The sequence below is a fragment of the Sphaerobacter sp. genome (genome assembly GCF_019683595.1).
GTDB lineage: Bacteria > Chloroflexota > Chloroflexia > Thermomicrobiales > Thermomicrobiaceae > Sphaerobacter.
This window is the reverse complement of record NZ_JADGHZ010000122.1, coordinates 1-11,055: the sequence shown is the minus strand read 5'-3', so window position 1 is coordinate 11,055 and position 11,055 is coordinate 1. Positions and strand designations below refer to the sequence as shown.

The 11,055-nt window shown below is 69.1% G+C and carries 10 protein-coding genes; 5 read left to right on the top strand and 5 right to left on the bottom strand.

Translation table 11 applies throughout. The features are described 5' to 3' along the window. Positions 1-79 precede the first annotated feature (79 nt). Entirely contained in the window at positions 80-1,138 is a 1,059-nt protein-coding gene (locus tag IRZ30_RS12305; RefSeq protein WP_294085523.1) for a M42 family metallopeptidase, read from the bottom strand. Between the two features lie 109 nt (positions 1,139-1,247). Next, entirely contained in the window at positions 1,248-2,204 is a 957-nt protein-coding gene (locus IRZ30_RS12300; protein ID WP_294085522.1) for a phosphoglycerate dehydrogenase, read from the bottom strand. Positions 2,205-2,392: 188 nt separating this feature from the next. Between IRZ30_RS12300 and IRZ30_RS12295 the strand changes: the two genes are divergently transcribed. Beyond that, positions 2,393-2,650, top strand: a complete 258-nt coding sequence (locus IRZ30_RS12295; RefSeq protein ID WP_294085521.1) for a YggT family protein — start codon at positions 2,393-2,395, stop codon at positions 2,648-2,650. Positions 2,651-2,749: 99 nt separating this feature from the next. Here IRZ30_RS12295 and IRZ30_RS12290 read toward each other — a convergent pair whose 3' ends face one another. Further along, on the bottom strand, positions 2,750-3,361 hold the full coding sequence (locus tag IRZ30_RS12290) for a hypothetical protein (RefSeq protein WP_294085518.1): 612 nt from the start codon (positions 3,359-3,361) through the stop codon (positions 2,750-2,752). 245 nt (positions 3,362-3,606) lie between these two features. Here IRZ30_RS12290 and IRZ30_RS12285 point away from each other — a divergent pair, with 245 nt between their 5' ends. Then, positions 3,607-3,825 carry a DUF951 domain-containing protein gene (locus tag IRZ30_RS12285; RefSeq protein ID WP_012870898.1) on the top strand — a complete coding sequence of 73 codons (219 nt, stop codon included), beginning with the start codon at positions 3,607-3,609 and terminating at the stop codon, positions 3,823-3,825. A gap of 23 nt (positions 3,826-3,848) precedes the next feature. Further along, positions 3,849-5,165: an MFS transporter gene (locus IRZ30_RS12280; protein WP_294085515.1), complete on the top strand. Its 1,317-nt coding sequence runs from the start codon at positions 3,849-3,851 to the stop codon at positions 5,163-5,165. Between the two features lie 147 nt (positions 5,166-5,312). Here IRZ30_RS12280 and dnaG read toward each other — a convergent pair whose 3' ends face one another. Together dnaG and IRZ30_RS12270 are read right to left on the bottom strand one after the other, a co-directional pair. Then, positions 5,313-7,163, bottom strand: a complete 1,851-nt coding sequence (dnaG, locus tag IRZ30_RS12275) for a DNA primase (protein ID WP_294085512.1) — start codon at positions 7,161-7,163, stop codon at positions 5,313-5,315. An 8-nt stretch (positions 7,164-7,171) separates the two neighbouring features. After that, a complete protein-coding gene (locus IRZ30_RS12270) occupies positions 7,172-8,227 on the bottom strand; it encodes a deoxyguanosinetriphosphate triphosphohydrolase (RefSeq protein WP_294085510.1) in 1,056 nt (351 codons plus the stop codon). A gap of 250 nt (positions 8,228-8,477) precedes the next feature. On the opposite strand from IRZ30_RS12270, the gene uvrC reads away from it, so the two are divergent. Next, positions 8,478-10,307 (top strand): excinuclease ABC subunit UvrC, encoded by a 1,830-nt coding sequence (gene uvrC / locus IRZ30_RS12265; protein ID WP_294085509.1) that lies wholly within the window; start codon positions 8,478-8,480, stop codon positions 10,305-10,307. Beyond that, a complete protein-coding gene (locus IRZ30_RS12260) occupies positions 10,304-10,954 on the top strand; it encodes an L-threonylcarbamoyladenylate synthase (RefSeq protein WP_294085507.1) in 651 nt (216 codons plus the stop codon). Before uvrC ends, IRZ30_RS12260 begins: the two co-directional genes overlap by 4 nt. The last annotated feature ends 101 nt before the right edge of the window (positions 10,955-11,055 follow it).

Genomic DNA, 11,055 nt, shown 5'->3' with positions numbered 1-11,055 from the left:
CCCCTCTCCCCACGAGGGGAGAGGGGGAGGGAGCTCCTGGAGCGAGTGAGCCGCGGAGGGTCAGGGTCCGTGGACGGACCTAAACCCGTGAGAAGTCGGGGTTCGGGCCGAGCGCGCGGACGAAGGCGGCGATGAGGCGCACGGTGGCGTCCAGGTCGTCCAGGCTGATCAGCTCATTGGGCGAGTGCATGTAGCGGTTTGGAACGGAGACGACACCGGTCGGGATGCCGGCGCGGGTCGGCGCGAACGCGTCGGCGTCGGTAAACGTGTTGCGCGGTTGCGCCTCGACCGCGAAGGAGATCCCCTCAGCCTGCGCCGCGGCGACGAGGCGCTCGTAGACGAGTGGGTGGATCGCGGACCCGCGCCCCAGCACCGGCCCGCCGCCGATCTTGACGTCCCCGCCGCCGCGCTTGTCGGAGTCGGGGTGATCGGTGGCGTGGGTCACGTCGATGACGATCGCCACGGTCGGATCGAGCGCGAAGGCGCTGGTGTGGGCACCGAGGAAGGTGATTTCTTCCTGCGTCGTGGCGACGGCGTAGATGTCGGCCGGCGGCCGATCATTGGCGAGGGCGCGGAGGGTCTCCAGCGCCACCCAGGCGCCCATGCGGTTGTCGATCCCCCGTCCGACGAGGCGGTTGTTCGCCAGTTCCAGCGGCGGCTGCTCGATGACGACCGGGTCGCCGGGCTGGACGCGCTCGCGCGCCTCGGCGCCGTTGCGCGCGCCGATGTCGATCCAGAGGTCCTTGATCTTGCTCGCCTTGTCCCGCTCGTCCGGGGTCAGGAGGTGCGCCGGGCGCCGGCCGATGACGCCGGGCACCGGGCCGCCCCGGCCCATGACGCGCACGCGCTGACCGGTCAGGATCTGGTCATCCCACCCGCCGATCGGCCGGAACCAGAGATAGCCGTCGTCGTCGATGTGGGTGATCATCAGGCCGATCTCGTCGATGTGGCCCTCGATGACGACGACCGGCCCCTCGCCGCGCAGGCGGGCAAAGCTGTTGCCGTTGACGTCGACCCGCACCTCGTCGGCGAAGGTCTCGGCCTCGGCACGCCAGCGGCGCGCAGCCGGCTCCTCGAAACCGGACGGGCTGGCCGTGTTCAGGAGATCCAGGAGAAACCGCTTGCTCTGCTCGTTCAAGACCTGATCCTTCCTCCGCAATATCGATCCGTTGCGCTCGGTGCTGTTGTCACCGCTCGATTGCACACTAAGCGGAGCCGCTTGCCGCTCCGGCACCGTGGCCGGTCGCTCAGTTTACCTGACAGTGCGCCGGCTCCCCGTTGAGCACGTTGGCGACGTTGGTCAGGGCGAGATAGAAGGCACGCTCGGACGCGTCGTGCGTCGAGCCGCCGATGTGCGGCGTCAGGATGACGTTGTCGAACTCGACGTATGGGTTGTTCGGGTGTGGCTCAACCTCGAACACGTCGAGCCCGGCACCGGCGATGCGCCCGGCGCGGAGCGCGTCGACCAACGCCGACTCCTTCACCACCGGCCCGCGCGCGGTGTTGATCAGGTAGGCAGTCGGCTTCATGAGCGCCAGCGCCCGCTCGTCGATCAGATGGCGGGTCTGCGGGGTCAGGGGAACGTGGAGGGAGACGAAGTCCGACTCGCGCAGCAGGCGCTCCAGGGGAACGTAGCTGATCCCGTGCTCGTTGGCGAAGGTCATGTCCCAGACGATGTCGGTGGCGAGCACGCGCATCCCGAAGGCGCGGCCGAGCAGTGCGGTGCTTCGGCCGACCCGGCCGAGTCCGACGATGCCGAGGGTCTTGTCCCACAACTCCGGACCGAAGGGGACGGGGCCCCAGCCACCGTTGCGGATCTGGCGGTCGAGCGTGTAGATGCTGCGCGCGAGGCCGATCATCATGCCGAAGGCCAGCTCGGCGACGGAGTGGTTGTTACAGCCGTGGCAGTTGCAGACCGCGATACCGCGGCGGGTCGCCTCGTCGAGGTCGATGTGGTCGAAGCCGACACCGGCCGCGCTGATGACCTTGAGCCGATTGGCGTGGGACAGGACGCGCGCGGTAATCGGCTCCAGTCCGGTGATGAGCCCGTCGATATCCTGGACCAGCTCGCAGAGGTGATCTTCCGTGATCGGGTAGATCACCTCGCGCTCAACCAGGCGGCAGCCGCGTTGTTCGAGGAACTCGGCGGCGACGTCGGCGCGACCGCGGAACTTGCTCGTCAGGATCAGCACATCCTTGCCCATCCTGTCGTCCCTCCAGATGAATGCGAACCCGTGAGCGGGATTGTAACGCGGGTGTGCCGATTGCGCGCGCAGGTCGGCGTTTTCCGCGCATTGACACCGATTCGGCCGCGTGTTAACGTTGCGGTGAGCGGCCGTTCGGGCCGCTTCCATGCAATTCATGCCCGCGGCAGCGGGCGGAGGCGCACAGCGTGGTACTCATTTTCAATATCCTGATGACCTTCCTGACGGTCATGCAGTTCGCCATCATCGCGCGAGCGCTGCTGTCCTGGTTCGATCGCGGGATGCGCAGCCCGGTCGCGCAGATTCTGGTGCAGATCACCGAGCCGATCATGGCGCCGATCCGCCGGGTGTTGCCGACGGCCGGCTTCATCGACTTTTCGCCGATTGTGGCGATCCTGTTGATCTGGGTCCTGCGGCAGATGCTCGTGGTGGCGGTGGCCGGGTAGGATCGCGGACAACGACCAGACGAAACCGGCGAGCGGCGGGGAACTCCCCGCCGCTCTTGTGTTGTCCAAATCAAGCGTGCGATGCCGCCCGACCGGCGGTTACGGAGTGTCGGTATAGGGGTCGAGTGGGGCCGGGACGGGCTGTCGCGGTGCCGGGCCGCGGGACAGCAGGAAGACTTCCAGCAGCATCAGGATGAGCGCGAGCAGGGCGGCATTGACCGCGGTCAAGACATCCAGCAGCGAGAGGAGCAGGCAGCCGACGATGAACATGGCGACCAGATACCCCTCGCGCCGGGCGCGGACGAAGTCGTAGCGCTGGCTGCGACGCGTGAGCAGGCGCAGACCGACGGCGTAGGAGACGAGCGTGAAGATGGTGGCCAGCGACATCGTCAGTGGGACGAGAAACAGGAGCAGGACCGCCCGCGATGGCCGCTCGCCTGGGTGGACGAAGGTCACGACGTAGGCAAGGGTGGACCAGCCGACGATTGCCTCCAGCTCGTAGAGCGGGATACGGAGCAGGCGCCCGATGGGGAGGAAGGTGAGGGTCGGGGCCAGGACGAAGGCGCCGTAGGCCAGGAGGCGCCGCCCGGCCCAGAAGTCGCGCTCGGCGCCGACATCGGCCACGACGATGCAGTAGTAGACAGCCCCCCAGGCGGCGATCGCCGCCGCGATCAGGAGGAGGGCGGGGATCACACGGGTGAAGAACCGCACCGTGCCATCTCCGTCGATCCGGTCGTGAGACGCGGGTCCAACCCACCAAGCCGCGGCCAGTGTACCAGCGATCTCTCCGGGCGGGCCAGCGGTCTGTACCGCGTGCACTATAATTCCAGACAGGCCGAAGTGGCCTGCCTGGATGGAACCCGATGAGCCCCGCCGAGGCGGGTTGCGGGCGCCGTCCGGTCGTCGGCAGCGGCACCGTGGATCGCGTTCGCATTGTGGTCATTCATGGAGGGGCGATGCCGCTGGAACTCTACCTGAACGACGTCGTTCGCCTACGCAAACCGCACCCGTGCGGGTCGAGCGAGTGGACCGTGGTGCGCCTCGGCGCCGATATCGGCCTGCGCTGCCACGGGTGCGGTCACCGGGTTCTCCTGCCCCGCCGCACGCTTGAGAAGCGCCTGAAGACCTTCGTCAGCCGCGGGCCGGACTACCCCGGCGACACCGAACAAGGCTAGTTCGGGGTATGCACGAGCCGGCGGTGGCGGACCACACTCGGCCGCGCGGCCGGCTGCTCGACGTCCTGCGCAATCGGCCCTTCCTCCGGCTCTGGCTCGTCCAGGCGCTCTCCCAAACCGGCCAGAACATGGTGAATTTCGCCGTGCTGATCCTGGTCGCCGGCATCGTGCAGCAGCACCAGATCAGCCAGGCGAACACGGCCGTCGGCATCGCCGTACTCAGTTTCAGCGTGCCCGCCATCATCTTCGCGCCGATCGCCGGCGTGGTGGTGGAGCGCGCGCGGAAGCGCACCGTCCTGATCGTCACGAACGCGCTGCGCGGGCTGGCGGTCGTCGGCTTCGTCCTGATAGGCGACGACTGGCGCGCGTTGCTCGCGCTCTCGACGGTCTACGCCATCACCTTCGTCTCCGGCACGGTCGGTCAGTTCTTCGGCCCGGCGCTGGGGGCGGCAATCCCGGAGGTCGTGCCCGCCAAAGACACGGTGCATGCCAACGCCCTCTTCAACCTGACCTTCACCGCCTCGCAGCTCGCCGGGTTCGCCGCGCTCGGCCCCCTGCTGATCAGGCTCTTCGGGCTGGATCAGGTGTTGGTCGGGATCATCGGCATCTTCGCCATCTGTGCGGTGCTGAGCTTCACTATCCCGAACACGCCGTCCGCGGCGCGGCGGTCATCGGGGGAGTCCCCCTTCGGGCGGATGGTGCACGACGTGCAGGAGGGGGTCTTGGTCATCGTGCAGACGCCCGTCCTGCTCAAGGCGATCGGCTACCTGTCGCTGGCGACCGCCTCGTACCTGATGGTGGCGGTGCTGGGGCCGGAGTTCATCACCGGTGTGCTGGGGCTGCCGCAGCAGGACTTTGCCTTCATCATCGCGCCCGCCGGGCTGGGCGTACTCGTCGGCGTGCTGGCGGTCGGCCGCCTCGCCGGCCGGCTGGGACCGGAGCGGACGATCGACTGGGGCGTGACGGTCGCCGGCGTGCTCCTGGTGCTCCTGGGGCTGCTGGCATCGATCGATCGGGTCTTCCGGCCGGGCGCGACCTCAGTGGCGCTGGCTACCATCGTGGTGGCGGGCGCGCTGGCCGCGTTCCTCGGGGTGGCGAATGCCTTCATCCTGGCGCCGAGCCAGGCGCTCCTGCAATCCGCCTCGCCACCGCACGTGCGGGCCCGGGTCTACGGGGCCTTCTTCACCGTGTCGAACGCCGTGGCGTTCATCCCCATCATCTTCGCCGGTGCGCTTGCCGACCTCTTCGGGGTCGCCAAAGTCCTCGTCGCCATCGGCGCGATCCTGGCCGTGGCGGGCCTGGTGCAGCTCGTTCGTCTGCCGAAGAGTGGGCGGCGTTAGAGCGGCCCTCACCCCCGGCCCCTCTCCCAACCTTGGGAGAGGGGAGAAGGAACGAACCACGCTTCACAGAGCAGACCGCTGGTATCCCGAACCGCATCCCCCCTCTCCCAAAGTTGGGAGAGGGGGTTAGGGGGTGAGGGCCTTCGCTCACCACCCCGTATCACGCACGTCTCGGAAGTACGGGCTGCGGTCGGGGTAAAACTCGGGGAAGCGGGATTTCAGCGTCTCGATGAGGCCGATGATGTGGCGCAGGGCGTCGCGATCGCCCGCGCGCTCGGCCTCGTGGATCTCGGCCTGGAGCTGGGCCATGCGGAAGTCGAAGCGCTCGCGGCGCAGGCGGCGGATCACCTCATCGAACTCGATGCGGATCTGCCCCGGGTAGACCGGCGGGCGGTCGGCCATCAGCCCACGCAGGGCCTCGACGTGCTCCCGCAACTCCTCCGGTGGGTCGGCGATGATGGCCGCGGCTTGCTCCGGGGTGATCCCGGTCAGCAGGTGCAGCAGCGCGCGGTGGCGGGTGTCGAGCAGGTCCTCTTCGGGCACTTGCGGGATCAGCGGCGCGACGATCTCCGGGTAGGTCACCACAAGCGCCATCAGGTGCTCCTCCGGCGAGGCGATCGGCCGGCGGGGCCGGTAGGCGTCCTCGCGGCGGATACGGCGGGAGGGCGCGGGACGGGCGCGCAGGATCACGTGCTCCGGGAGGCCGAGTCGGCGGGACACCTCGGCCACGTAGTGCGCCCGGACCACCTCGTCGCCGATCTCGCGCAGCACCGGTCCGATCCGGTCGACCAGCTCCGACTTCTCGCGCGGATCGGCCGGCGGGGTATCGCCGATGACGGCGTCGATGTAGAAGTCCAGCAGCGGCTTTGCCCCGGCCACCGCCGTGCGCCAGGCGTCGGGGTCGCGCCGGATCAGGTCGTCGGGATCCTGGCCCTCCGGCAGGGGTGCGATGCGGATGTCGGCCTTCAGTGTGCGTTCGAAGCGCACGAGGCCGCGGGCATCGAGCACCGGCCGGTCGGCCTCCCCGAGGGACTCGCGCAGGACGTCGAGCCCGCGCAGCGTGGCCATCTGCCCGGCGGCGTCGGCGTCGAGGGCGAGGATGATGCGATCGACCCCGCGGCGGATCAGCTTGACCTGCTCCTCGGTCAGCGCAGTGCCCATCGAGGCGACGACGTTCTCGAAGCCGTACTGGTGCGCGGCGATGGCATCCATGTAGCCCTCGACGACGACGACCTCGTGAGTCCGCCGGATAGCGTCCTGGGCCAGGTCGAGGGCATAGAGGATCGTGCCCTTGTCGAAGATCGCGGTCTGCGCCGTGTTCAGGTACTTCGGCTGGGCATCCCCGAGCGCCCGGCCGCCGAAGCCGACGACGCGGCCCTCGCGGTCGCGGATGGGGAACATCAGCCGGTTGCGGAAGCGGTCGTAGGCGCCGCCGTCGTCGCGCTGGGTGGCGAGGCCGGCGGCGACGACTTCCTCCTGTGTCGCGCCTCGCTTCAGCATCCAGGTGAGCAGCGCGTCCCAGCGGTCGGGGGCGAAGCCGAGCTGGAAGCGCTCGGCGGTGGCGCGATCGACCCCGCGCCGCTCCAGCAGTTCCCGCCCGGGCGCGCCGTGTGGGCTGTTCCAGAGGACCCAGGCGTAGAAGGACGCGGCGCGCGCGTTCAGCTCATAGAGCCGCGCGTGGCGCTCGACCACCTCCGGGGGCGGCGGCGCCGTCTCTTCCAGCGTGACGCCCGCGCGCTGGGCGAGCGTGCGCAGCGCCTCGCGGAAGTCCACGCGCTCGAACTGCATCACGAAGTTGAAGACGTCGCCGCCGACGCCGCAGCCGAAGCAATGGAAAGTCTGCGTCTCGGGGAAGACGATGAACGAGGGCGTCTTCTCCTGGTGGAAGGGGCAGAGCCCCTTGAAGTTGCGACCGGCTTTGCGGAGCGCGACGTGCTGGCCGATCACCTCGACGATGTCGGTCCGCTCGCGCACCTGATCGACGGCGTCTCCGTGCATCGCCTGCCTCACCCTGCCCAGAACCGGGGCACGTACAACTCTTCGAACAGTCGCAGCGCGTAGCGGTCGGTCATGCTGGCGACATAATCCGCCGCGACCCGCTCCACCCCGTCGTCGGCCAGCGCGCGGGCGAACTCGGCCGGCACCTGCTCCGGGTGGGCGACGTAGTGCTGGTAAAGCCACTGGACCATGCGCTGCGCCTTCTTGGTCGCTTCGGACTCGTTGATGGGCGCGTACACGCGGGCGAAGAGGAAATCGCGTAGCGCATCGGCCGCCTTGCGCACCGGCTCGGAGAGGTGGATCACCTGGCCGTCCGGGCTGCCTGCGTCGAGGTAGGAGGCGGAGGTGGCGATCACGTCGCGCACCAGGGTGTCGATGCGCTCGGCATGGCGGCGGCCGAGGACGTCCAGCGCGATCTCCGGCACCTCATCCAGGGTGACGACGCCCGCGCGAAGGGCGTCGTCGAGGTCGTGGTTGATGTAGGCGATGCCGTCGCTGATCTTGACCACCTGCGCCTCGGGGGTAGCTGGGCGCCCGGCGAGGTGGCCGGTGATGTCACCCTCGGGCTTGGAGTGGCGCAGGATGCCGTCGCGCACGGCCTCGGTCAGGTTCAGGCCCTGGCCGTCCTTCTCGATCCGGTCGACCACTCGCAGGCTCTGCTCGTTGTGGCGGAAGCCCGGGAAGACCTCGGCGAGGGCGCGCTCGCCCGCGTGGCCGAACGGCGTGTGCCCAAGGTCGTGGGCCAGCCCGATGGCTTCGACCAGATCCTCGTTGAGCCGTAGCGCCCGGGCGATCGTCCGCGCCACCTGCGTGACCTCCAGGGTGTGCGTGAGGCGCGTGCGGAAGTGGTCGCCGTCGGGCGCGATGAAGACCTGCGTCTTGTGCTTCAGGCGGCGGAACGCCTTGGAGTGGATGACGCGGTCGCGGTCGCGCTGAAACGCGGTGCGGATCGGGCAGGGCGGTTCGGGCACAGGGCGGGCCGCCCCGGCGCTGCGCGTCGCCGCCGGGTGGAGTTCGGCGTCCTCACGCTGCTCCTGGTAGATGCGAATGCCGTGCGTGTCCATGTCGGCGGTGCCCTTCTCGCGGCCGGGCGCTCCGGCGCGCTACGATCATTCTACCTTGTCGATGTACAAACTCAATGAACGTACGTGCCGGGAGCGCCGTCAACCTGCCGGCGTTCGTCACCACATAGCGTACCTGGATGTCTGAGGCCCCCCGCTGGGCGCCGGTCAGGTGCCCGGGAGCAGGTACCGTGTCAGCGTCCACGCGGCTCATGCTCCCTGACTGCTTGGCACCGCGGGGTACAATTAGAGCATGACAGGGACGGAGCTCCAGGAGCGTCTCGCGGCACTGGCCCCCGCACCGGGGGTCTATCTCATGAAGAACGCACGCGGTGAGGTCATTTACGTCGGGAAGGCGGCCTCGCTGCGCTCGCGCGTGCGCTCCTACTTCGGCTCCCGGCGGGGGATGGACGGCAAGACCCGCGAGTTGGTTGAGCACATCGCCGACTTCGAGGTCATCCGGACCGACACCCCGACCGAGGCGCTGATCCTCGAGAACGAGCTGATCAAGCGCTATCAGCCGAAGTACAACGTGATGCTGCGGGACGACAAGACGTACCCGTACATCCGCATCACCAACGAGCCCTTCCCGCGCGTCATCAGCACCCGGCGGCTGGTGAACGACGGCAGCCGCTACTTCGGCCCGTACACCAGCGCGTCGTCGGTGCACCGCACGCTCGACCTGCTGAAGCGGCTCTTCCCGTACCGGCCGTGCGACATCGAGATCACCGGCAACGCGCCACGTCCGTGTCTCTACTACCACATCGGCCGCTGCGTCGGGCCGTGCATCGGCGCGGTCGATCAGGCGCAGTACGCGCAGGTCATCGACAAGGTGGTCCTCTTCCTGGAGGGCCGGGCTGAGGAGCTGCTGCCGAGCATGGAGGCCGAGATGGAGGCCGCCGCCGAGGCGCTCGACTTCGAGCGCGCGGCGCGGATCCGTGACGACATCCGGGCCATCAAGCACGTCTTGGAGCAGCAGAAGATCGTCTCGGGCACGGCTCGCAACTTCGACGTGCTGGCCGTGGCACAGGGGCCGGGTGGCGACGCGGCGGTGCAGGTGGCGACGATCCGCAACGGCAAGATGCTGGGATCCGAGTACTTCATGCTGCGCGGGGCGCGGATCGACGACTCGCCGAGCCAGTTGCTCTCGTCCTTCGTGACCCAGTTCTACCAGGATGCGGCGATGGTCCCGCCTGAGCTGGTCTTGCAGCACCCGCTGGAGGACGAGGCGCTGGTGCGGGAGTGGCTCCGCGAGCGGCGCGGGGGCGCGGTGAAGCTGACCGTGCCGAAGCGCGGTGAGCGCCGCCAGCTCGTGGAGATGGTCGCCAAGAGCGCCCAGGAGAACCTGGAGCAGGATCGGGTACGCTGGCTCAACGACGAGCAGCGGATGACGGCCGCGATGACGGAACTGGCCGACGCGCTGGGTCTGGAGAAGATGCCCCGGCGTATCGAGTGCTTCGACATCTCGACCCTGCAGGGCACTAACTCGGTGGCGAGCATGGTCGTGTTCGAGGACGGCAAGCCGAAGAAGAGCGACTACCGCCGCTTCAGCATCAAGGGCGTCGCCGGGCAGAACGACTTCGCCATGATGCAGGAGGTCATCCGGCGCCGCTTCAAGCGCGCGGCCCGTGAGGACGTGACCGAGGAGTGGCGGACATTGCCGGACCTGGTCATCGTCGACGGGGGCAAGGGGCAGCTCAACGCCGCGCTGGAGGTGCTGCGCGAGCTGGATGTCACGGTGCCGATCGTCGGCCTGGCCAAGGAGAATGAGGAACTCTTCCTGCCGGGCCGGCGGGATCCGATCGTCCTGCCGCGCGACGCGCAGGCGCTCTTCCTGGTGCAGCGGGTGCGGGATGAGGCGCACCGCTTCGCCGTGACCTTCCACCGGAAACGCCGCACCAAGAGCACCTTCCGCTCGGCGCTGGACGGCCTGAAGGGGGTCGGCCCGGCGCGGCGCAAGGCCCTGCTGAAGACCTTCGGCTCCGTAGCACGTATCCGCCAGGCCAGCGTCGAGGAGTTGGCGGCGGTCCCCGGCATTGGTCCCAGACTGGCCGAGCAGATCAAGGAGGAGTTGGGCGCGTGACCGAGCGGTCACGAGCACGGCTCGTCCCTGGCGACGACCCCGGCGCGCCTGCTGCCGCGGCGGAGGTGCTCGCGCGCGGCGGGCTGATCGTCTTTCCCACCGACACGGTGTACGGTGTGGCCGCCGCGGTGGACCACCCCGAGGCCGTCGCGCGTCTCTACCACGTTAAGGGGCGGCCGCTCGACCGCCCGATCCCGGTGCTGGTGTCCGACCTGGATCAGGTGCCGCGCTTGACCGGTGAGGTGGACCCGCTGGTGCTGGCGCTGCTCCAGCGCTTCTGGCCGGGCGCGCTGACCCTCGCGGTACCCGCCGCGCCGTGGCTCCCGCGCGAGATCGTGCGCGACACCGGCCGTGTCGGGCTGCGCATGCCCGATCACCCGCTGGCGCTGGCGATCATCGCCGCAGCCGGAGGGGCGCTGGCGACGACCAGCGCCAACCGCTCTGGCGAGCCCGAGGCACGCACCGCGGCGGAAGCGGTTGCCGCCCTAGGCGACCGGGTCGACCTGATCATCGACGGCGGCCCGGCCCCCGGCGGGGTGCCGTCGACCGTCCTGGTGGTCGACGGGCGCCGGCTCACGGTGGCGCGACACGGCGCGCTCGATCCCGAAGATATCGTCAGAGCGTTCCCCGAGTTCACGCTTACGTAGTTGGTGGCAGGGGTGCCGGTATCGTGGCCGTTCCCCTCACCCCCTGCCCCCCTATCCCACAAGGGGAGAGGGGGGATGAAACGTGACGGATGACCTTCGCC